Source organism: Amycolatopsis sp. NPDC003861 (assembly GCF_053605405.1).
Window position 1 is genome coordinate 19172 of record NZ_JBSGJD010000061.1, and the last position, 21294, is coordinate 40465.

A 21294-nucleotide genomic window follows, 5' to 3' on the forward strand; every position below is an offset into this window, starting at 1 on the left:
ATGACCTTCGGTCACCGGCGTCCGGCTGCTGGGACGGCCGGAGACGGGGAGATCACGATCGGACGCGGACTTGGTCACCTCGGTTTCGGCTGCCGAACGCTGTGCAACTCTGGGGAGCCGCCACGAGAAAGGACGGCTTCGGAAGCCATGGCCAAACTCATGTCCGTGCACCACCTCGCGCTCACCGTGACCGACGTGGACCGCAGCGTGCCGTGGTACGTGCGGGTCCTCGACCTCGAGGAGGTCACCCGGCGCGAAGAGCCGGACACGGGCCTGCGCAAGGTCGTGCTGCGCTCCGCCGGCGACGAGTTTTCGGTGGTCCTGGTCCAGCACGCGGACACCGGCCGCCGCGGCTTCGACGAGCGCCGGACCGGCCTGGACCACGTGGCGTTCCGGGTGCATTCGGCGGCCGAGCTGGCGGAGTGGGAGAGCCGGCTGCAGGAGTTCGGCGTGTCCTACGTGCCGGTCGCGCCGTCGCGCACGTTCGAAGGCTCGCGGGTCGTCGTCTTCCGCGACCCCGACGGCATCCAGCTGGAGGTCTGGGCGGACCCGGAGCTCTGAGGCTCAGGCCCGGGCGTCGTCCCGCTCGTCCACCGGGCGGCGCATCTCCTGGCGGTACCGCAGCACGCCGTACCCCGTCCCGACCACGAAGAACGCGATGCTGGCCCACAGGGCCGCCGTCTTCAGCCACGGCAGGGCGTCCAGCAGCCCCGCGCCGTAGTACCCCAGCAGGACCAGCGTCGGCACCCACAGCAGCCCGCCGAGGGCCGTCGCCGCCATGAACCGGCGCGGGTCCATCCGGGCCGCGCCCGCGATCAGCGGGGCCAGCGTGCGGATCCACGGGATCCAGCGGGCCGCCACGATCGCGAAGAACCCCCGGCGGTCCAGGAACCGCTGCGCCCGGTCGAGGGCCTGCCGGTTCAAGACCTTGCCGTCGCGGCGCGCGATCAGCTTCGTGCCGCTCGTGCGGCCGATGTAGTAGCCGATCTGGTTGCCCAGGACCGCGACGATCAGCGCGGCCCCCGACAGGAGCCACGCGTTGGCGTCCGAACCGTGCTGGGCCAGCACCACGCCCGCCCCGAACAGGAGCGAGTCACCGGGCAGGAACAGCCCGATGATCAGCGCGCACTCGACCAGCACGAAGCTCAGCACGATCACCCAGACGAGCAGCGGGCCGGCGGTGTCCAGCCAGCTCACGCCGACGCCCGCGGCCTCGATGCTCACGACGTTCACCCCGCGAGCCTACGTGGCCGAGGTGAACACCCCACTGCGAACGGTCGAATCGAGCTGTCCGGAATATTCAGGTGCTACAACCGGTGAAGGCCCCCTCACCCAGCGGTGAGAGGGCCTCCGATCCGAGCGCTCAGAACTGCGGCAGCGTCTCGCCCTGCACCGCTTCGACGTCCAGCTCGATCTTCACCGTCGTGCCGACCGCCGCCACACCGGCGCGGACCATCGCGCTGTAGTTGATCGCGAAGTCGTTCCGGTGCAGCGTCGTCTCGGCGTGGAACGCGACGCGCACGCCGCCCCACGGGTCCGGGCCCCAGCCGCCGTAGGTCAGCTCGAGCTCGACCTCGCGGCGCTCGCCGTGCAGCGTCAGCTCGCCCAGCAGCGTCCACGAGTCCGCGCCGCGCTGGCGCAGCCCCGTGCTGGTGAACGTGATCACCGGGTGCACGTCGACGTCGAGGAAGTCCGGCGAGCGCAGGTGGTCGTCGCGCATCCGGATGCCGGTGTCGATGCTCGCCGCCTTGATCTCGGCGTGCACCGACGACCGCTCGGCCGGGCGGCCGATCTCGATCCGGCCGGACACGTCCGGGAACCGCGCCTTGATGCTCGCGATGCCCAGGTGCCGCGCGGTCGCGACCACCGACGTGTGCATCGGGTCGATCACCCACGGCCCGGCGGGCGGCAGCTCGATCGCCTCGGCGACCGGGGCCAGCACGACGTCGCCGAGCGAGCCGCTGCCGTCCGAGGCGATCTGGGCCGTCCGGGCGACCGGGGTGTACCCGGCCGCCGTGACGACCGCCGTGTACACACCCGGCGTGAGCGCGTCGGTGACGACCTCGCCGCGAACGTCGGCCGCCTGCCGGGCGACCTGCCGCCCGGCCGGGTCGGTGACGGTGAGCACCGCGTGCTCCACCGCCCAGCCCTCGGCCGTGCGGAAGGTCGCGCGCAAACCGCTCATGACCGGTCGACCAGGTCGTCGAGGGCCTGGTCGTAGCTCAGCCGGACGTCGTGGTCCGCTTCGCCGCCGGTCAGCTCCACCTGGCTGGTCGCCGGCGGGTAGCCGCTCGCGACCACGGTGTACGCGCCCGCGGGCAGGTCGCTGACCAGGTACCGGCCTTCGCCGTCGGTCCGCGCGACCGCGGCCACGTTGCCTTCGGCGTCGAGCACGGTGATCCGCGCGTCCGGGACCACCCGGTCGCCCTCGGTCCGCGCGGTGCCGGACAGCAGCACCGAGCTGGCGAGCTCGACGTCGTGGCGCAGCACGCCGCTGTCGGGCACGGTGAGCGTCACCGCGAACGGCCGGTAGCCCGCGCCGCTGGCGACCAGGGTGTACGCCCCGGCGCCGACCCCGACGAAGGCGTAGGTGCCGTCCGCGGTCGTGATGAACGCGCCGTTCACCTCGCCGCGGCCGTCGGTCAGCGTCACCGTCACGTTCGGCAGCGGCTGGCCGGTGGTGGCCGCCCGCACGGTGCCGGTCAGCTCGCCGGACCCGGTGAGCGTGACGTCGACCGTCGCCGGCCCGTTGCTGATCACGACGCTGGAGGCCTGCGGCTGGTGGCCGTGCGCGGACACGATGAGCACGTACGCGCCCGGGCCCTGGCTGGGCACCGAGTAGCTGCCGTCGGCGCCGCCGGTGGCCCGCGCGACCTGGCGGCCGCGCTGGTCGATCAGGGTCAGCGCGGCGCCCGCCACGTGGGTGCCGTCCTGACGGCGGACGTGGCCGGTCACCGGCACGCCGCCCGCGCCGACCGGCGCGTCCAGCTCGGCCTGCCCGACGGAGTTCGTGATCGGCAGCGCGCCGGAAACGGCCTGGTAGTCGCCGTGCCCGTTGGTGCTCAGCGCGTGCTTGCCGCCGCCCACGAGCGCGGGCTCGCGGTCGACCGGACGCACCGGCTCGACGATCTCGGTGGGCTCGTCGGCGTGGTCGTCGAGCAGCGCCTCGCCGCCTTCCACGGCCGCCGCGGCCGGGGCCGCGTTGGTCAGCGGGATCTCCTTCATGAACAGGAGGACGACCGTGGCCAGCAGGGCCACCGCACCCGCGATGTAGAACACCGTCGTGATCGACTCGGTGAAGCCGATCAGCACCGGCGTCCGGATCGCCTCGGGCAGGTTCTGGATGCCGCTGGTGTTCTCCGACAGGCTGCCGATGCCCGCGCCGGCGCCGGCCGGCAGCTGCCCGCCGAACGCCTTGGTGATGTTGGGCAGCAGGGTGTTGAACAGGACCGTCAGGAAGATCGCGACACCGGCGGTACCACCGATCTGGCGGAAGAACGTCGCCGACGCGGTCGAGACGCCCATGTCGCTGCGCGGGCCCGCGTTCTGCACCGCGATGATCAGCGTCTGCATGCACTGGCCGAGGCCGAGGCCGATGATGGCCGCCGCGACCAGCGGGTGCCACAGCTCCGAGTCGTACTTGACCTGGGCGAAGAAGAACGCGCCACCGGCGATCAGGATGGTGCCGATGATCGGGAAGATCTTGTAGCGCCCGGTCTTCCCGGTGAGCCGGCCGGACACGATCGAGCTGAGCATGATGCCCGCCATCAGCGGCAGCATCAGCAGACCCGACTCGGTGGGCGTGTAGCCCTGCACGACCTGCATGAACTGCGGGATCATGGTGATCGCGCCGAACATCGCGACACCGACGATGACACCGCCGATGATCGCCACGGTGAACGTCGAGTTCTTGAACAGCCGCAGCGGGATCAGCGCGGCGTCCTTCATCCACCGCTCGACCACGATGAACGCGATCACGCCGACGCCGCCGATGACGTAGCAGAAGATGGCCTTCTGGTCGCCCCAACCCCACTTCTGGCCCTGTTCGGCGACGATCAGGAACGGCACGACCGCGACGATCATCGTCAGCGCGCCCCACCAGTCGATCTTGTGCTTGTGCGGCGTGTGCGGCACGTTCAGCACCTTGGCCACGACGAACAGCGCGACGACGCCGATCGGGACGTTGATCAGGAAGACCCAGCGCCAGCCGTGCAGGCCGGCCAGCGAGTCGATGCCGGCGAAGAAGCCGCCCAGCACCGGGCCGAGCACGGTGGAGAGGCCGAACACGGCCAGGATGTAACCCTGGTACTTGGCCCGCTCCCGCGGCGGCACGATGTCGCCGAGGATGGTCATGGCCAGCGACATCAGACCGCCGGCGCCGAGGCCCTGCACCGCGCGGAACGCGGCCAGCTGGTACATCGACTGCGCGAACGTCGAGGCGAGCGAACCGGCGACGAAGATGCCGATCGCGGTCAGGTAGAACGGCTTGCGGCCGTAGATGTCGGAGAGCTTGCCGTAGATCGGCGTGACGATCGTCGAGGTGATCAGGTACGCCGTGGTCGCCCAGGCCTGCAGGTCGAAGCCGTGCAGGTCGTTGGCGATCTTGACGATCGAGGTACCCACGATCGTCTGGTCGAGCGCGGCCAGGAACATGCCGCACATCAGGCCGCTCAGGATCGTCACGATCTGGCGGTGGCTCAGCCGTGGTGGTTCCTTCGCCACGGGTTGTTCGACGGTGGTGGTACTCATGCGTTGGCCCCCTTGGCCGGTGCACCGGCGGACGCGTGGGCGTCGGCCAGCTGTGGAGAGTGGTTCTCGATACCTGTGTTGAGCCGGCCGAAGAGGCGGTTCAAGGTCTGGATGTCCCCGTCCGTCCAGTCCCCGAGCACCTCGGCCAGCCACTGGTTGCGCTGCTTGCGGTTCTCTTCGAACACCCGCATGCCTTCGCTCGTCGGCGCGAGCAGGCAGGCCCGCCCGTCTTCCGGGTCGGCCTGGCGCTCGACCAGCCCGTGCTGCACGAGTGAGCTCGACTGCCTGCTGATCGTGGAGATCTCGGAGTGGAGCGACTCGGCGAGCTTGCTGGTGCGCTGCGGGCCCTCGTGGATGAGGGTGAAGAGGATCGCGTACGCCGCCCGTTCGATGCCGTCCGGCCCCTGCTTGGAGACCTGCGACTTCGCCTTGTTGACCAGCCGGACCAAGCGGACGAGCTCGTGCCCGAGCTGGTCGGCGAGGTCCAGCTCGGCCGTGGGCCGGGTGGTGTTCGTTGCCATGACTGATCCTTCAAGGCGTTGGTTGGCGGCTGCAACTAGTTGCCTCAGGCAAGGATGTGCCTTCACTAGCGGTTATGCAAGCGGAGTACCTCGTGTTGTGGCAGAACACACTTTAGTTGTCGTATGCAAGCAAGATTCCTCTGGGCTGCTCCTCGGAACAACGGCGGCCGCGGCGGGTTGAGAGGGGTATGACCGACGACACAGCGTTGAAGGACTTCCTCGCCGCCCGCCGCCACGGCGTCCTGGCGACGATCCGCCGCGACGGCCGGCCGCAGCTGTCCACCATCACCTACCTGTACGACCCGGCGTCCGCGACGTTCATCGCGTCGATCACCGAGACCCGGGCGAAGACGAAGAACATGCGCCGCGACCCGCGGGTGACGTTCCACGTGGGCAGCGAGGACGGCTGGAGCTACGTCGTCGCCGAGGGTCGCGCCTCGCTCACCGCCCCGGCCGCGGCGCCGGACGACGACACGGTGGAAGCGCTGGTCGACTACTACCGCCGCGCCGCGGGCGAGCATCCGGACTGGACCGAGTACCGCGAGGCGATGGTGACCGACCAGCGCGTGCTGCTCACCGTGCACGTCGACAAGCTGCTGGGGCTGGTCCGCTGACTGCTCCGTTACGGCTGGTTTCGAAAGAAGATTTCCGCAGTGCGGACTGTCCGGGCTTACGATGAGGCCATGAGCAACGAAGCTTTGGTCACCCGGCTCCGCGACCTGCTCGGCAAGAGCGCCGTGCTCACCGACTCCGACGTCACCGCGTCCTACGCGCGCGACATGATGCCGCTGGCGCCGTCGGGCACGCCGCTCGCCGTGGTGCTGCCCGCGAACACCGAGCAGGTGCAGGCGGTGGTGAAGGCGTGTGCCGAGGCGAAGGTGCCGATCGTCCCGCGCGGGGCGGGCAGCGGGCTGTCCGGTGCCGCGAACGCCATCGACGGCTGCGTCACGCTGTCGCTGACCAAGCTGAACGAGATCGTCGAGATCGACGCGGGCAACCGGCTGGCGGTCGTCCAGCCGGGCGTGGTCAACCTGGACTTCCGCAACGCCGTGGAGAAGCACGGGCTGTTCTACCCGCCGGACCCGTCGAGCTACGACTGGTGCACGATCGGCGGCAACCTGTCGACCAACGCGGGCGGCCTCTGCTGCGTGAAGTACGGCGTGACGACGGACTCGGTGCTCGGCCTGGAGGTCGTCCTGGCCGACGGATCACTGCTGAAGACCGGCCGCCGCACGGTGAAGGGCGTCGCGGGCTACGACCTGGCGCGGCTGTTCGTGGGCAGCGAGGGCACGCTCGGCGTGATCACGCAGGCGACGGTCCAGCTCAAGCCCCTGCCCCAGGCCCCGGCCACGCTGGTGGCGGGCTTCAGCACGACCGAAGCGGCCGGGGAGGCCGTGGCGCGCGTGGTGCGCGAAGGGCTCGTGCCCTCGCTGCTGGAGATCATGGACGCGTCGTCGATCAAGGCGTCGGAGGCGTACCTGAAGACGGACCTCGGCGCGGGGTCGGACTGCCAGGCCCTGCTGCTGGGCCAGTCGGACGCGGGCGGCGAGGTGGCCCGCCGCGAGCTGGCGGCGTTGGAGCAGATCTGCGTCGACTGCGGAGCGGACCTGGCGTACACGACGGAGGACCTCGAGGAAGGCCGGATGCTGCTCCAGGCTCGCCGGGTGGTCCTGACGGCGCTGGAGACGTACGGGCTGTGGCTGACCGACGACGTGTGCGTGCCGCGGACGCGCATCGCGGAGCTGATCCGCGGCTGCGAGAAGATCAGCTCCGAGGTGGGGCTGCGCATCGCGGTGGTCGGCCACGCCGGCGACGGCAACATGCACCCGACGATCGTGTACCAGCCGGACGACCCCTCGGAGTTCGAGCGGGCGCAGCGGGCGTTCGACGAGATCCTCGAGGTGGGCCTGTCGCTGGGCGGGACGGTGACGGGTGAGCACGGCGTCGGCAAGATCAAGCGCGAGTGGCTGGCACGGGAGATCGGGCCGGTGGGGCTGCGGGTGCACCAGGAGATCAAGCGGGCGCTCGACCCGGAGAACCTGTTCAACCCGGGCTCGATGTTCTCGATGACCTAGGTTGTACTACGATCGTGTACTACACTGGTTTCATGAACCAGGTAGCTGTGCGTGAGCTGAACCAGGACACCGCCGGTGTGCTGGCCAGGGTCAAGGCCGGCGAGGACGTCGAGATCACCGAACGCGGCACGGTGATCGCCCGTATCGTTCCTGCGCAGCCGAGTCCGGTCTCGGCGTTGATCGCTTCGGGAAAGCTGCACCCGGCCTCGGTGACCGGGCCGATGCCGCGCCCGCACGGACCCGTCCGGACCGACCTCGAAGCCGGGGAGATGGTTCGCGAGCTGCGTGACGACGAACGGTACTGATGATCTACCTGGACACCGCCGCGCTGGTGAAGCTGATCCGGCACGAGGCGGAGAGTGCGACCCTGGTCGACTGGCTGGACGAACGGCAGGGCACCATGCTTGTCACCTCGACGTTGGCCGAGGTCGAAGTATCGAGGGCTCTCCTGCGCAGCGACCCCGCATTGCTCACCGACGTTCCCGCGGTGCTGGCACGGGTCGCCAAGTACGAGATCGACGAAGTGGTGCGCCGGACCGCCGCCGCCTACCCGTCGCCGGACCTCCGCTCGTTGGACGCCATCCACCTCGCCACCGCACACGCGGTGTTCGGCAGGCAGCTCACGTCCTTCGTCACCTACGACAAGCGCCTCCTGGCCGTGGCCGAAGCGCTGGGGCTGCCGACCGACAGCCCGGGTGTCGCCGACCTCAGTCCTTGATGCGCGGGATTCGCTGAGTGACCTCGGGGTCGGCTTCGGCCAGCGCCTTCTTCTCGCGCCGCGACTTCAGGTACTCCAGCCCGATCGGGACCACCGACACCAGCACGATCAGCACGAAGATCGCGTCGACGTTGTCCTTGATGAACGCGATGTTGCCCAGCAGCGAGCCGAGGATCGTGATGCCCGCGGCCCACAGGATGCCGCCGATCACCGTGTACGTGAAGTAGCGCTTCGGGTCCATGCGGCCGATGCCCGCGATCCAGGTGATGAACGTGCGGACGAAGGGGACGAACCGGGCCAGCACCACGGCCTTCGGGCCGTGCTTCTCCAGGAACTCGTGCGTCTTGTCGACGTACTCGCGCTTGAAGAACTTCGAATCCGGCCGGTTGAACAGTTTCGGCCCGACGAAGTACCCGATGTAGTAGCCGACCACGTTGCCGAGCAGCGCGGCGACCGTCACCAGCACGCAGACCAGCCACAACGGCGCGTCGAGGGTGCCGTTCGCGATGAACAGGCCCGCCGTGAACAGCAGGGAGTCACCCGGCAGCACCGGGAAGATGCTGCTCTCGATGAAGATGATCAGGCACAGCACCGCGATGACCGGTGTCGTCAGCCCGCTCAGCAGGTGCTGCGGGTCCAGCCATGACGGCAGCAGCGACATCGTGTTGACCGTGCTCTGGGCGAGAATCACCTCGAAAACGGTACAGGGTCACCCTGAGTCGTGACTGAGACCCGGTCAGACCAGGGTCAGCAGGCCGACCACGGACCCCGCGGCGAGTCCCAGCAGCACCGCCAGCAACAAGATCCAGTACGCCGGCAGCTGCGCGGACGTCCGCACCGGCTCCGGCGGCCGCGGGGCGAACGTCGTCGGCGCTTCCGCGTCCAGTGCCGCGCGCTCGCGCTCCAGCGAGTCCGCGCTCGCCCCCGACAGCAGCCCGTACGCCGATGGCAGGTCGCTGGTCGGGACCGCGTCGGTGGCCGGCTCCTTCGGCGAGGCCGAAGAGGTCGGAGAGGCCGCGGAAGGCGCGAAGACGGCTTGCGCGCGAAGGGCGTCCGCCAGCAGCTGCTCGGGGTCCTTCGGCTCGCTCATCTCCGCCCGTCCGCTCGCAGAAACCTACGTACTCAAGGTAGCCGTTCCCACCTCGGCGACCCATTCTCCCCGCCGCAGCACCTTCGCCGGCCGCAGGTCCTGGTCGAGGACCACGATGTCGGCCTGGTAACCGGCGCACAGCATGCCTGCCCGGTCCGCGATGCCGAGCAGCTCGGCCGGCCGCTGCGACGTCGCGTGCACCGCGTCGAGGATGCCGAGTTTCGCACCCCCGACCAGATTGCGGAAGGCGGTGTCCATCGTCAGGGTGCTGCCGGCCAGCGAACCGTTGTCCGCGAGGGTGGCGACGCCGTCGTGGACGTCGACCTCGAGGCGGCCCAGCGTGTAGCGGCCGTCCGCCGCGTCCGTGGCCGACATCGCGTCGGTGATCAGGACCGTCCGGTTGCGGCCTGCGTGCTTCGCCGCCAGGCGGACGACCGTCGGGTGCAGGTGGACCAGGTCGCAGATGAGCTCGATCGTGATCCGCTCGTCGTCCAGCAGCGCGCCGACCGGGCCGGGCTCGCGGTGGTGCAGCGGCCGCATGCCGTTGAACAGGTGGGTCGCCACCGTCGCGCCCGCGTCGATCGCCGGCAGCAGCTGCTCCTCGACGCCGTCGGTGTGCCCGATGGCCGCGATGACGCCGGACTCGGCCAGCTGCCGGACGGCCTTCACGCCGCCGTGCAGCTCGGGGGCGATGGTGACCATCCGGATCGCGCCCTGGCCCGCGCGCAGCAGCTTCTCGACCGTGCCGGTGTCCGGTTCGAGCAGCGTCTCGGGGTCGTGCGCCCCGCAGCGGGCCTTCGAGATGAACGGCCCCTCCAGGTGGATGCCCGCGACCTCGCCGTCCTGGACGAGCTCACGCAGCGCCGCGACCTGCTCACGCAGGATGTCCACCGGGTCGGAAACCAGGCTGGCCAGCATGGTCGTGGTGCCGTGACGGCGGTGCGCTCGCACCGCCGTCAGGAGTTCGTCGGGATCGAGGGAGGTGAACGAAGCACCTCCCCCGCCGTGGCAGTGGGTGTCGATGAACCCGGGCACGACCAGTGCCCCTCCGACGTCCACGTGCTCGCCGGACGGCGGGGTCCCGGAACCCACGCCGGCGATCCGCCCGTCGGTGACGGCGACCCAGCCGTCGTCGAGTACACGGTCCGGGGCGGCGACCCGGCCGCCCATGATCACGAAATCTCCGGCGCCTCTCACGCACCCCAGCATATATTGGTCTGGACCAAGCATGGTGATACGACTCAGTGATCGGAATGGTCCACCCGGGTCACTGTGGGGCTTGCATGGCCTTCTGGAGTGCCTCGAGCGCCCGGCTGGCGGTCGATTTAACGGTACCCTTGGAGATACCTGCGGCCTCAGAGATCTCGGCCTCGCTCAGCCCGCCGTAGTACCGCAGCACCAGCACTTCGCGCTGGCGGGGCGGCAGCTTCGACAGCGCGCTGACCACGGCCTGGTGCTCGCTGGAGAGCATCGCGAGGCTCTCCGCGGAGCGCGCGTTCACCGCGTGCGGGGGCACGTACTCGCGGGCCGTCTTGCGGCGGCGCAGCACGCTGCGCGACCCGTTGACGACCGCGGTGCGCAGGTAGCCGACCGCGGCCGCGGCGTCCCGGAGCCGGCCCCAGTTGCGGTGCAGGCCGGTGAAGGCCTCCTGGACCACGTCTTCCGCGGTCGCGGGCTCGTCGACCAGCAGAATCGCCAGCCGGACCAGCCGCATGCGGTGCTGGCGGTAGAGGTCTTCGAGGGTCAGTGGCGCGGCGGTCTGCGCCGGGGCCGGACCGTCCATGACCCGCAGGTGGCCGAGGGTCGCCTCGACACTGCGTTCCGCATTGCCCTCGAGCATGAACCCCTGCCTGTTCTCGACCCCGGTTTGCACGGTGTGCCGCGTCAGCAGGTTCACGGTATTCACAGCGCTCACACAGGTACTGACGCACGCCCAGCCTATCGGGTTCGGATGCCGGTGCCACAGATCGGATGCTGGTACAGAACCGTGACACGGGTAGCGTCGGACCGGACCACCCCGCGCCGACCCCGGAGATCCACATGGCCTGGTTCCTCGTCGAAATCACCTACGTCCAGGAGAAGATGCCGGACGTCCGGCCGCGCCACCGCGAGTTCCTGAGCAAGCTGGCCGCGGAGGGCCGCGTCGCGGTCGCCGGCCCGCTCGGGGACGGCACCGGCGGCCTCACGCTGTACCAGGCCGACGACGAAGCGCACCTCATGGAGACGATCGACCAGGACCCGTACCACCTGGAAGGCGTCGTCGCGCAGCGGACCGTCCGCGAGTTCAAGCCGGTGATCGGCGCCTGGCTGCCCCAGGAGTCATAGGTCGAGCACGGTGGTGCCGCGGTCGACGCAGATCCGCATGGACCCGCCGTCGGCCGTCGGCACCGCGCACGTCCCGCAGAAGCCCTGCCGGCAGGAGTACGGCGTCCCGGGACGCGCCTCGCGCAGGACGTCGAGGGCGCTCCGGTCGCCCGGCACCGCCAAGACCGCGCCTGACCTGCGCAAAGTCAGCAGGAACGGCTCGCCGGCGACGATCGGCGGCGGGGCGAACCGTTCGAAGTGGACGGCCTTGGCCGCGGTCAGCGCCAGGTCGGTGCGGACACCGGTGATCATCGGCACCGGGCCGCAGCAGTAGACCGACGCGCCGTCCGGGAGCCCGGCCAGGAGCTCGGCGCCGGACGCCGGGATGCCGTACTCGGTGTCGGGGCGGATCCAGACGCGGTCGTCGTCCGGCAGCTCCCCGAGGAACGGCATCGACTCCCGGCTGCGGCCGGTGTAGACCAGCCGCCAGTCCGCGCCCGCCGCGATGCAGCGGCGGACCATCGGCAGGATCGGCGTGATCCCGATGCCGCCGGCGATGAACCGGAACGGCCCGGCGCCGACGAACGGGAAGGCCGTCCGCGGGCCGCGCGCGGTGACGCGGGTGCCGGGCACCAGCGCGTGGACCTCGGCTGAGGCGACGCCGATCTTCCGGACGGCGATCCGGTAGTGCGAGCGGTCGCCCGGGTCCCCGCAGAGCGAATACTGCCTGGTCAGGCCGGACGGCAGCACGAGATCGAGGTGCGCGCCCGGCCGCCAGCCCGGGAGCGGGACGCCGTTCGCGAGACGCAGGCTCACGACCCCCTCGGCTTCGGGCCGGATCGTTTCGACGACCAGCGAAAGATCGCGGTCCACTGTGGCCACGGGCGGCCGCCGCCGACCGCTGAATTGCGACAAACGGCGATAAACGCCCACGACACCCACCAAAGTGGACATCAGGTGGTCGGTGCGGTCGCTGCCGTCGAGCCGGGTCGGCCGGCCGAGGGTCACTCCGCCGCCCGGGCCGCGGGCGAACTCGCCAGGTAGGCCACCGCCTGCTCGGTGTTCCCGGTCTCGGACGGGTGGTACGACTTCCGGAAGTACGGCCGGATTTCCCGCACCAGCTGACGCCCGGTCGGCAGCAACCCGCGCCGGGCCGCCCGGCGGTACCCCCGCAGCGACGCGCGTCCGGGGTGGGCCGGGTCGTTGCGCATCAGGTACCGCGTGCCGCGGGCGAAGACCCAGGCCAGCACCGGCGTCACCGCGGCCATGCTGCGGACCCGGCGTCCGTGGCGCCCGTCGAGGTGCATGAACAGGTCGAACGCGACCGACCGGTGCTCGACCTCCTCGGCGCCGTGCCAGCGCAGGAGGTCCAGCATCACCGGGTCGGCGCCCGCGTCCTCCAGGGGCGCGTCGAGCACCCACTGGCCGAGGAACGCCGTGTAGTGCTCGATCGCGGCGATGATCCCGAGCCGCTCGACCAGCCACTCCTCGGCGGCCTTCCCGGTCAGGTCGCGGTCGCCGAGCAGCTTCCGGAACAGCCACTCCATCTGCGCCACGAACGGCCGCACCCGCACACCCGCCGCCTCGAGGTGCGCGGCTGCGCCGTCGTGGGCCTCGGCGTGCACCGCCTCCTGGCCGATGAAGCCGAGGACGTCTTCCTTGAGCCGCTCGTCGCGGATCAGCGGCACCGCCTGCTTGAACACCTCGACGAACCAGCGCTCGCCCTCGGGCAGCGCCAGGTGCAGCACGTTGATGGTGTGCGTGGCCTGCGGTTCGCCGGGGATCCAGTGCAGCGGCAGCGCCGCCCAGCCGAACTTGACGTTCCGGGCCTGCAGGACGACCTGCTCGTCCTGCGAAGTCATGACGCCCGGCCGGACAGCTCGTAGTCCGCCGGGTCGACCTTGCGGGTCTGGAGCCAGTAGCGCCAGGTGAAGCCCGGCCAGATGGTCCGGTTCACGCCCTGGGCGTCGAGGTACCAGCTCTTGCAGCCGCCCTGCGTCCAGACGCCCTTGACCAGCCGGTCCTGGATTTCGCGCTGGAACTCGTCCTGCACACCCGGCCGGACGTCGAGCGCCGCGGCGCCGCGCGAATCGGCGAGCCTGATGGCGTCGACGACGTACCGCGACTGCGACTCGATCATGAACACCACGGAGTTGTGGCCGAGCGCGGTGTTCGGGCCCAGCAGGAAGAACAGGTTCGGGAAGCCGGAGACGGTAATGCCCTTGTGCGTCCGCATGCCCTCGCTCGCCCACTCCTTGGCGAGGTTGCGGCCGTCGACGCCGGTGATGTCGAGGTACTCCAGCGCGTCGGTCACCTTGAAGCCGGTGCCGTAGACGATCGCGTCGACCTCGTGCTCGACGCCCGCGGAGTCGACGATCGAGTGCGCCTTGACCTCGCGGATGCCGTCGGTGTTCACCTCGACGTTCGGCCGGTCCAGCGCCGGGTAGTAGTCGTTGGAGATCAGGACGCGCTTGCAGCCCATCGTGTAATCGGGCGTGACCTTCTTGCGCAGCGCGCGGTCCTTGATGCCCTTCGCGATGTTCCGCTTCGCGATCAGCTCGCCGGCCTTCATGATCGCCGGGTGGCCGTTGAAGCCGATGGCCCGCGCTTCGAGGAGCCAGTACAGCGCGTTGCGGTAGAGGCGCTGGGTGCCCGGGACGCGCTTGAACAGCGTCTGCGCCCACGACGGCATCGCGTGGTCGGGCTTGGGCATGATCCACGGCGGCGTCCGCTGGAAGAGCGTCAACTCGGCGACGTCCGGGGCGATCTTCGGCACGAACTGGACGGCGCTGGCGCCGGTGCCGACCACGGCGACCTTCTTGCCGCGCAGGTCGTACTCGTGGTTCCAGCGCGCGGAGTGCCAGGTCTGCCCCTGGAAGTTCGCGATCCCGGGCAGCTCGGGGAGCTGCGGGATGTGCAGGCCGCCGACGCCGGAGACGAGGAACTGCGCGACGAACTCGCGGCCGTCCTTCGTGGTCGCCGTCCAGCGGCGTTCGCCCTCGTCCCAGTGCGCGCCGGTCAGCTCGACGCCGAAGCGGATCTTCTCGCGCAGCCGGTACTTGTCCGCGACCCCCTTGAGGTAGTCGAAGATCTCCGGCTGCGGCGAGAACGACCGCGACCAGCCCGGGTTCTGCTCGTACGAGAACGAGTACATGTGCGACTGCACGTCGCACGCGCACCCGGGGTAGGAGTTGTCGCGCCAGGTGCCGCCCACCTCGGTGGCCTTCTCCAGGATCACGTAGTCCCGGATGCCGGCCTTCTCGAGCTGGATCGCCTGGCCGAGCCCGGAGAACCCGGTGCCCACGATCACGACCTTGAACCGCTCGGTCATCTGTCGGCCTCCGCTGCGTCGGGGATCCTGCCCAGATGACGTTACCTCAGGTAACAGTTACTTGGAAGTACTGCCTACCGATCAGTACGTCCCGCCGAGCTTGCCGTGGTTCCAGCTCACGACCTTGGTCGGCCGGAAGACCAGCCCGATGCGTTTCGCGGCCTGACCTGCGATGAAAGCCTGCAGCTCGGCCGGTGCGGGGTCACCCGGCTTGGCTCCCGAGTAGCGCTGCATCAGCGCCGTCCCCATCCGGGTGACCTCGTCGACGTCCTCGACGAGCTCGACGTCGGCCTCGAACGAGACGCCGCGGAGCTTCTCGTAGCTGTCGCCGTCCTCGACCAGCACGGTCGCCTCCGGCAGGCGGCGGAGGTTCTTCGCCTTCTGCGACGTGCCGTACGTCCAGGTCGCGACGCCGTCCTCGTGCGGGAAGTACCAGAGCGGCGCGAGGTGCGGGCGGCCGTTCGGGCCGATGCTGGCGACGTTGATGACCTTCTGCTCCGCGAGGTACGCGCGCACCTCGTCCTCGGTCATCCTGATCTGGTCGCGACGGGACATCTTCACCCCTTGGTGGCGGCCCGCCCGCCGTGGCCGGTGACCGCCGACTCGAACGCGCCGCGGGCCTCGATGTCGGCCAGCGCGGCCTTGTCCGCCGACGGTACCCGGCTGCGCGAGCCGATCTCGATGACCGGCGGGAGGAAGGCGCGCAGCAGCTTCAGCCCGCCGACCCAGCGCGGCACGTGGATGGTCCGGGCGCGCTTGAGAATGCCGGCTTCGAGGTCGTCCAGGGCCACGTCCAGCGGGTACGTCTTGCCGATCAGACCGGGCATCGACGCGCGGAGCTTGCCGAACACCGGGTGCGCGTCGGCGCTCTCGACCAGGTCGGTGCGGATCCACGTCGGGTGCGCGACGCCGACCTTGACGCCCAGGTGGGCGACCTCGGCGCGCAGGCTGTTCGAGAAGGCTTCGACGCCGGCCTTCGCGGCGGCGTAGTTCGCCATGCCGGGTGCGTGCGTGATCGCGGCGAGGCTGGAGATCGCCAGCAGGTAGCCCTTGCGCTCGATGACGTGCGGGAGCGTGACGCGGAAAGTGCGCCAGACGCCGAGGAGGTCGACCTCGATGACCTTCTCGAACGCGGCCCGGTCGACCGAGCGGACGAAGCCCGCGGTCGCGATCCCGGCGTTGGCGATGACGATGTCGATCCCGCCGAAGTGCTCGACGACGCCCTTGGTCGCCTGCTCGAGGGCGTCCCAGCTGGTGACATCGGCTTCCCACGCGTGGGCGTTCGGCCCGATCCGGTCGGCGACCTTCTGCTGCTCCTCGGCTTCGAGGCCGACGAGGGCGACCTTGGCGCCGCGCGCCGCCAGCCGTTCGGCCAGCCCGGCGCCGATGCCGCGAGCGGCGCCGGTGATCAGCACGACCTTGCCGTCGACCTTCTTGGTGCCGCTCAGCAGCGAAAACGGGTTGGCCACGGTGCCCTCCTAGACGTCACTTGAGGGCACCGTACCTCAACTTACCCGCAGTAAGCTACCCAGAAGTAGGGTCTTAGGCCTCGCTCAAGGCGGCGACTTCGGCGTCGGTCAGCTCGAGGGAAACCGACGCGACGAGGTCGGTCAGCTGCTCGGGCGTCCGGGCACTGGCGATCGGCGCGGCGACCGTCGGCTGCTGCCGCAGCCAGGCGAGCGCCACCGTGGCGACCGAAACGCCGTGTGCCTGCGCGACTTCGTCCAGCGCGGCGAGCACGCGCTCGCCATCGGCGTCCAAATAGGACGCGGCGCGGGCGGCGCGCGGGCTGTCGCCGGTCTCGTCCTTCGTGCGGTACTTGCCGGTGAGGAAGCCCTTCGCGAGGGCGAAGTACGGCAGCGTGGCCAGGCCTTCGCGCGCGACGATCGGGGCGAGGTCGCGCTCGTAGTCCCGTTCGACGAGGTTGTAGTGCGGCTGCAGCACGGCGTACCGCGCGAAGCCGTTCTGGTCCGAAATGGACAGTGCTTCGGCGAGCCGTTCGGCGGTGTAGTTGGATGCGCCGAGGTAGCGCACCTTGCCCGCGCGGACCAGGGTGTCGAACGCGCTCAGCGTCTCTTCGAGCGGCGTGTCCCGGTCGTCGACGTGGGCGTAGTAGAGGTCGATGTGGTCGAGCTGCAGCCGCCGCAGCGAGTCCTCGGCCGCGGCCTGGATGTTCTTCGCCGACAGGCCGGGCCGCTCCTGCCACCCGCCGACCTTCGTGGCGACGACGAAGTCGTCACGCCGGCCGCCCGCGGCCAGCCAGCGGCCGAAGATCTCCTCGGAGCGGCCGCCACCGCCGTAGAGGTCGGCGGTGTCCACGAAGTTGCCGCCGGCGGCGGCGTAGGCGTCGAGCACGGCGTGCGACTGCGGCTCGTCGGCCGTCCAGCCGAAGACGTTCCCGCCCAGGTTGAGGCCGTAGACGTCGAGGTCGGTGTTGCCCAGCTTGGTCATGCTCCCGAGGTTAGTCTTCCCGGCTCGTGGGAACCGGGAGGAAATCCGGTACTTCGTGCGTTGGGGTGTTCTATGGCTATCGAACTGGGCAAGCTCGGGATCTGGCGGTACCACGGAGGTGTCGACGCGAAGTTCGCCGCGGAGGCGGAGAAGCTCGGCTACGGCGCGATCTGGCTGGGCGGTTCGCCCGGCGCCGGCGACCTGGACTCCGTCGACGACCTCCTGGGAGCGACGGACTCGCTGGTCATCGCGACCGGCATCGTGAACATCTGGCAGGACGAGCCCGCGTCGATCGCGAAGGTGTACGAGCGGCTCGCGGGCAAGTACCCGGACCGCTTCCTCCTCGGCATCGGCGCGGGCCACCGCGAAGCGACGAAGGAGTACAAGAAGCCGTACGCGGCGCTGGTCGACTACCTGGACGGCCTCGACGCGGCCGGCGTCCCGGCTTCCGGACGCGCGCTGGCGGCGCTCGGGCCGAAGGTGGTGGAGCTGTCGGGTACGCGCACGGCGGGTGCGCACCCGTACCTGACTACGCCGGAGCACACCCGCTCGGCGCGCGAAATCCTCGGAGCGGGACCGCTGCTGGCCCCCGAGCACAAGGTCGTCCTGTCGACCGACGCCGCCGAGGCCCGCGCGATCGGCCGTCAGACGGTGAAGTACTACCTCGGGCTGTCGAACTACGTCGCCAACCTGCGGAAACTCGGCTTCACGGACGAGGACCTCGAGGGCGAGGGCAGCGACCGGCTGGTCGACGCGCTGGCGTTGCACGGCGACGCGGCGACGATCGCCCGCGGCCTGGCGGGTCACCTCGAGGCGGGAGCGGACCAGGTCATCGTCCAGGTGCTCAACGAGGACCCGTGGCCGGCGTACCGCGCGCTGGCCGCCGAGCTGGTGTGATCCCCGTCCGGCCGCCGGTTCCCCGGCGGCCGGACGCGCTCCTTCTGAACCGATCCGACGTGCGGAGAAGTCCATCCATGCCCCCGCCGCCACCCTCAACGGAGCAGCGGAGCTGCGCTGTCTTGGATTCTTCCCGGGGACCGGTGTGCGGCGGCGGTCCACCTCGTACGATGCGGTCGGGACCACCCTGTGCCAAGGAGGAGTAACGATGCCCATCGCCACCCCCGAGGTCTACGCGGAGATGCTCGACCGGGCCAAGGCGAACGAGTTCGCCTACCCGGCCATCAACGTGACCTCGTCCGAGACCGTGAACGCCGCCATCCGCGGGTTCGCCGAGGCGGAGAGCGACGGGATCATCCAGTTCTCCACCGGCGGCGCGGAGTTCGCGTCCGGCCAGAAGGTCAAGGACATGGTGACCGGCGCGACCGCGCTGGCGGAGTTCGCGCAGGTCGTCGCGGCCAAGTACGACGTGAACGTCGCGCTGCACACCGACCACTGCCCGAAGGACAAGCTGGACGGCTTCGTCCGCCCGCTGATCGAGATCTCGGCCGAGCGCGTCAAGAACGGCCAGAACCCGCTGTTCCAGTCCCACATGTGGGACGGCTCGGCGATCGACCTCGACGAGAACCTCGAGATCGCCCAGGAACTGCTGGCCAAGACGGCGGCGGCCAAGATCATCCTCGAGGTCGAGATCGGCGTCGTCGGCGGCGAAGAGGACGGCGTCGAGGCGGAGATCAACGAGAAGCTGTACACGGCCGAAGGCGACTTCCTCAAGACGATCGACGCCCTGGGCGCGGGCGACCGGGGCCGCTACCTGCTGGCGGCGACGTTCGGCAACGTCCACGGCGTGTACAAGCCGGGCAACGTCAAGCTCCGCCCGGACGTCCTGAAGGGCGGCCAGGAGGCGGCGGCGAAGAAGCTCGGCCTGGAGGCGGGTTCGAAGCCGTTCGAGCTGGTCTTCCACGGCGGTTCGGGTTCGCTGCCGGAGGAGATCCGCGAGGCGGTGTCGTACGGCGTCGTGAAGATGAACGTCGACACGGACACGCAGTACGCGTTCACCCGCCCGATCGTCGACCACTTCTTCAAGAACTACGACGGGGTTCTGAAGATCGACGGCGAGGTCGGGAACAAGAAGGTGTACGACCCCCGCTCGTACCTGAAGGCCGCGGAGGCCGGCATGGCGGCTCGCGTCGTCGAGGCGTGCCAGGCGCTGGGCTCGGCGGGCACGAAGCTCAAGTAGTCACACGACGAAGGGGCCGCCACGGTTGTGTGGCGGCCCCTTCGTCGTGTTCAGACCGATTCGGCGACCGAGCGCCGCGCCGCCCACTTCCGGGTCAGCGGTTCCGCGCCGGCCCAGAGGGCGAACACCCCGCCCAGCACCACCAGCGCCGTCCAGTACGCCGCCGGCGGGGCCGACTCCGTGTGCGCGTCACCCAGCACCCACGGCCGGAACTGCGACTGCAGCCAGAACGCCCCGTACCCGAACGCCGTCACCAGCAGCGCCCCCGCGCCGGCCTGGACCAATCCGGAACCGATGGCGAACGCCACGTCCACCGCCAGGCCCACGAACAGCAGGTAGAACGGCACCGTCGACACCGGGAAACCCAGCCCGAGCAGCAGCGGCCACATCACCGACCGGTAAGCCACATACGCCAGCGCCACCGAAGTAGCCGCCCAGCGGAAGCCCAGCGTCCGGCGCGCCACGACCAGGATCAACGCCATCACGCCGATGCCCCACAGCGGGTACACCCACGACGGGATCGGCATCGTGAAGTGCAGCACCGCCGTCCGGTCGACCGGGTGGCCGATCTGGTTGGCCGCGAAGTCCAGCAGCGACTTCTCCGCCTCCGGCTCCCCGCGCTCCCACGCGCGCAGCCCCAGGATGCCGTACTCCTGCTGGCCGTTCGGGAAGAACGTGTTCTCCAGGAAGAACGCCCACAGCGCCAGCAGGACGCCGGTGCGGAAGCGGCCCGGCGGCGCGAACTTCAGCCAGGCCAGGAGCACGCCCGCCTGCATGATGCCCGTGCCCAGGTACAACATCATGTGGGACGGGCTCCACGCGGTCAGGTCGAGGCCGTTGACGCGGTGGTTGATCACGTCCAGCGGGGCCGCGACCAGGAACGTCAGCAGGCCGATCTGCATCAGCCGCAGCGACCGCTTGTCGCAGCCCAGGCCCGTGTAGCTGTGGATCGCCACCAGCACCACGATGATCACCGTGCCGACGGTGTTGATCAGGTGCGGGGGCGCCAGGTCGTCGCGCAGCCACCTGAAGTGCCACGACATGTCCCACGACGAGCCGACCAGCTTGAACGCGAACGCCGCCAGCCACATCCCGTAGCAGAACCGGAGCACCCAGTCCGGGGTCGGCTGCCCGGGGGCGCCGCGGTGCCAGTGCCGCGTGAAGAACAGCCGCGTCTTGGCGACGGGGCTGCGCGGGATCACGTCCACCGGGACGTCGACTGCCTTGGCCATGCCGGACATCATGGCCGGTCATGGTCACGAGTGGGCCAAGACCGTGGCAAACGCCGCGAAAATCGGGGTTCACCCCTACGGGTGGCGAACTTGCTTCCGGCAGGGCCGGCTTGGCAGGGTGTCGCGCCATGATGCCGAAACGAGTTGTCGCGGGCGTGCTCGTCGCCGCCCTGGTGCTGGCCGGAGCCGGGGTGCTCGGGAGCCTCTTCCTGTAGGGGCACAATGACCCCATGACGTACAACCTGCTCGGCCCCGAGCCGACGCTGCTGCCCGAGCACACCGCCGCCCAGGCCGCGCTCGACGCCGGGAGCGACCCGGCCACCGTCGCGGCCGAACACCCCGACTACAGCGAGGCGTGGGCTTCGCTGGCCGAGAAGGCCTTCGACGCGGGCGAGACCGTCGCCGCGTACGCGTACGCCCGCACCGGCTACCACCGGGGCCTCGACCAGCTGCGCCGCGCGGGCTGGAAGGGCTTCGGCCCGGTGCCCTGGTCGCACCGCCCCAACCAGGGGTTCCTCCGCGCCCTCGCCGTCCTGGGCAAGGCGGCCGGCAAGATCGGCGAGACCGAGGAGCACGAGCGCTGCAAGACCTTCCTCGCCGACTCCGACCCCGCCGCCGCGGAAGCCACCGGCCTGAAGTGACCCACCGGTCGTGAGTGGTAAGGCGGGTTCTAACCCGCCTTACCA

At 70.1% G+C, this 21294-nt stretch carries 24 protein-coding genes; 9 read left to right on the forward strand and 15 right to left on the reverse strand.

All coding sequences use genetic code 11. The features are described 5' to 3' along the window. Positions 1-147 precede the first annotated feature (147 nt). A complete protein-coding gene (locus ACWEVN_RS17575; protein WP_449686124.1) occupies positions 148-561 on the forward strand; it encodes a VOC family protein in 414 nt (137 codons plus the stop codon). 3 nt (positions 562-564) lie between these two features. Here the strand turns inward: ACWEVN_RS17575 and ACWEVN_RS17580 are convergent, their stop codons facing one another. The 4 genes from ACWEVN_RS17580 to ACWEVN_RS17595 all read right to left on the reverse strand — a co-directional run bounded on the left by ACWEVN_RS17580 (position 565) and on the right by ACWEVN_RS17595 (position 5270). Next, positions 565-1233, reverse strand: a complete 669-nt coding sequence (locus ACWEVN_RS17580; protein ID WP_449686123.1) for a DedA family protein — start codon at positions 1231-1233, stop codon at positions 565-567. Between the two features lie 130 nt (positions 1234-1363). Next, a complete protein-coding gene (locus ACWEVN_RS17585; protein WP_452051926.1) occupies positions 1364-2185 on the reverse strand; it encodes a YceI family protein in 822 nt (273 codons plus the stop codon). After that, the gene (locus ACWEVN_RS17590; RefSeq protein ID WP_449686121.1) at positions 2182-4749 is read right to left on the reverse strand and encodes an MFS transporter; all 2568 of its coding nucleotides are present in this window, start codon (positions 4747-4749) and stop codon (positions 2182-2184) included. The genes ACWEVN_RS17585 and ACWEVN_RS17590 overlap by 4 nt, the downstream gene beginning before the upstream one ends. Continuing rightward, complete coding sequence (locus ACWEVN_RS17595) at positions 4746-5270, reverse strand: MarR family winged helix-turn-helix transcriptional regulator (RefSeq protein WP_449686120.1); 525 nt, start codon at positions 5268-5270, stop codon at positions 4746-4748. Before ACWEVN_RS17595 ends, ACWEVN_RS17590 begins: the two co-directional genes overlap by 4 nt. Before the next feature lie 188 nt (positions 5271-5458). Here ACWEVN_RS17595 and ACWEVN_RS17600 point away from each other — a divergent pair, with 188 nt between their 5' ends. From ACWEVN_RS17600 to ACWEVN_RS17615, 4 genes are all read left to right on the forward strand, one after another. Continuing rightward, the gene (locus tag ACWEVN_RS17600) at positions 5459-5884 is read left to right on the forward strand and encodes a PPOX class F420-dependent oxidoreductase (RefSeq protein WP_452051927.1); all 426 of its coding nucleotides are present in this window, start codon (positions 5459-5461) and stop codon (positions 5882-5884) included. 69 nt (positions 5885-5953) lie between these two features. Further along, complete coding sequence (locus ACWEVN_RS17605; RefSeq protein WP_310969543.1) at positions 5954-7345, forward strand: FAD-binding oxidoreductase; 1392 nt, start codon at positions 5954-5956, stop codon at positions 7343-7345. 32 nt (positions 7346-7377) lie between these two features. Further along, positions 7378-7650: a type II toxin-antitoxin system Phd/YefM family antitoxin gene (locus tag ACWEVN_RS17610; RefSeq protein ID WP_452051928.1), complete on the forward strand. Its 273-nt coding sequence runs from the start codon at positions 7378-7380 to the stop codon at positions 7648-7650. Beyond that, positions 7650-8063 carry a type II toxin-antitoxin system VapC family toxin gene (locus ACWEVN_RS17615; RefSeq protein ID WP_449686118.1) on the forward strand — a complete coding sequence of 138 codons (414 nt, stop codon included), beginning with the start codon at positions 7650-7652 and terminating at the stop codon, positions 8061-8063. Before ACWEVN_RS17610 ends, ACWEVN_RS17615 begins: the two co-directional genes overlap by 1 nt. Here ACWEVN_RS17615 and ACWEVN_RS17620 read toward each other — a convergent pair. From ACWEVN_RS17620 to ACWEVN_RS17635, 4 genes are all read right to left on the reverse strand, one after another. Then, entirely contained in the window at positions 8053-8754 is a 702-nt protein-coding gene (locus ACWEVN_RS17620; RefSeq protein WP_449686117.1) for a DedA family protein, read from the reverse strand. The genes ACWEVN_RS17615 and ACWEVN_RS17620 overlap by 11 nt on opposite strands. Before the next feature lie 45 nt (positions 8755-8799). Continuing rightward, positions 8800-9153: a hypothetical protein gene (locus ACWEVN_RS17625; RefSeq protein ID WP_452051929.1), complete on the reverse strand. Its 354-nt coding sequence runs from the start codon at positions 9151-9153 to the stop codon at positions 8800-8802. Positions 9154-9177: 24 nt separating this feature from the next. Continuing rightward, positions 9178-10329 carry an N-acetylglucosamine-6-phosphate deacetylase gene (nagA, locus tag ACWEVN_RS17630; RefSeq protein ID WP_449686147.1) on the reverse strand — a complete coding sequence of 384 codons (1152 nt, stop codon included), beginning with the start codon at positions 10327-10329 and terminating at the stop codon, positions 9178-9180. A 91-nt stretch (positions 10330-10420) separates the two neighbouring features. Then, positions 10421-10993, reverse strand: a complete 573-nt coding sequence (locus ACWEVN_RS17635; protein WP_163046624.1) for an RNA polymerase sigma factor — start codon at positions 10991-10993, stop codon at positions 10421-10423. Positions 10994-11193: 200 nt separating this feature from the next. Between ACWEVN_RS17635 and ACWEVN_RS17640 the strand changes: the two genes are divergently transcribed. Further along, complete coding sequence (locus ACWEVN_RS17640; RefSeq protein WP_449686115.1) at positions 11194-11478, forward strand: YciI family protein; 285 nt, start codon at positions 11194-11196, stop codon at positions 11476-11478. Here the strand turns inward: ACWEVN_RS17640 and ACWEVN_RS17645 are convergent. From ACWEVN_RS17645 to ACWEVN_RS17670, 6 genes are all read right to left on the reverse strand, one after another. Further along, a complete protein-coding gene (locus tag ACWEVN_RS17645) occupies positions 11473-12411 on the reverse strand; it encodes a PDR/VanB family oxidoreductase (protein WP_452051935.1) in 939 nt (312 codons plus the stop codon). The genes ACWEVN_RS17640 and ACWEVN_RS17645 overlap by 6 nt on opposite strands. 50 nt (positions 12412-12461) lie before the next feature. Then, on the reverse strand, positions 12462-13319 hold the full coding sequence (locus tag ACWEVN_RS17650; RefSeq protein WP_452051930.1) for a metal-dependent hydrolase: 858 nt from the start codon (positions 13317-13319) through the stop codon (positions 12462-12464). Then, complete coding sequence (locus ACWEVN_RS17655) at positions 13316-14788, reverse strand: flavin-containing monooxygenase (protein ID WP_452051931.1); 1473 nt, start codon at positions 14786-14788, stop codon at positions 13316-13318. The genes ACWEVN_RS17650 and ACWEVN_RS17655 overlap by 4 nt, the downstream gene beginning before the upstream one ends. A gap of 81 nt (positions 14789-14869) precedes the next feature. Next, positions 14870-15343, reverse strand: coding sequence for a pyridoxamine 5'-phosphate oxidase family protein (locus ACWEVN_RS17660; protein ID WP_449686112.1), 474 nt, complete (start codon positions 15341-15343; stop codon positions 14870-14872). A gap of 2 nt (positions 15344-15345) precedes the next feature. Beyond that, entirely contained in the window at positions 15346-16257 is a 912-nt protein-coding gene (locus ACWEVN_RS17665; protein WP_378203758.1) for an SDR family oxidoreductase, read from the reverse strand. A 73-nt stretch (positions 16258-16330) separates the two neighbouring features. Beyond that, positions 16331-17239 carry an aldo/keto reductase gene (locus tag ACWEVN_RS17670; protein WP_452051932.1) on the reverse strand — a complete coding sequence of 303 codons (909 nt, stop codon included), beginning with the start codon at positions 17237-17239 and terminating at the stop codon, positions 16331-16333. Positions 17240-17311: 72 nt separating this feature from the next. On the opposite strand from ACWEVN_RS17670, the gene ACWEVN_RS17675 reads away from it, so the two are divergent. Together ACWEVN_RS17675 and fbaA are read left to right on the forward strand one after the other, a co-directional pair. Beyond that, positions 17312-18136 (forward strand): LLM class F420-dependent oxidoreductase, encoded by an 825-nt coding sequence (locus tag ACWEVN_RS17675; RefSeq protein WP_449686110.1) that lies wholly within the window; start codon positions 17312-17314, stop codon positions 18134-18136. 208 nt (positions 18137-18344) lie between these two features. After that, positions 18345-19376, forward strand: coding sequence for a class II fructose-bisphosphate aldolase (gene fbaA / locus ACWEVN_RS17680; protein WP_449686109.1), 1032 nt, complete (start codon positions 18345-18347; stop codon positions 19374-19376). Positions 19377-19426: 50 nt separating this feature from the next. On the opposite strand, the gene ACWEVN_RS17685 is transcribed toward fbaA, so the two are convergent. Next, complete coding sequence (locus ACWEVN_RS17685; protein ID WP_449686108.1) at positions 19427-20608, reverse strand: hypothetical protein; 1182 nt, start codon at positions 20606-20608, stop codon at positions 19427-19429. A gap of 230 nt (positions 20609-20838) precedes the next feature. On the opposite strand from ACWEVN_RS17685, the gene ACWEVN_RS17690 reads away from it, so the two are divergent. After that, positions 20839-21249: a DUF3151 domain-containing protein gene (locus ACWEVN_RS17690; protein ID WP_452051933.1), complete on the forward strand. Its 411-nt coding sequence runs from the start codon at positions 20839-20841 to the stop codon at positions 21247-21249. The last annotated feature ends 45 nt before the right edge of the window (positions 21250-21294 follow it).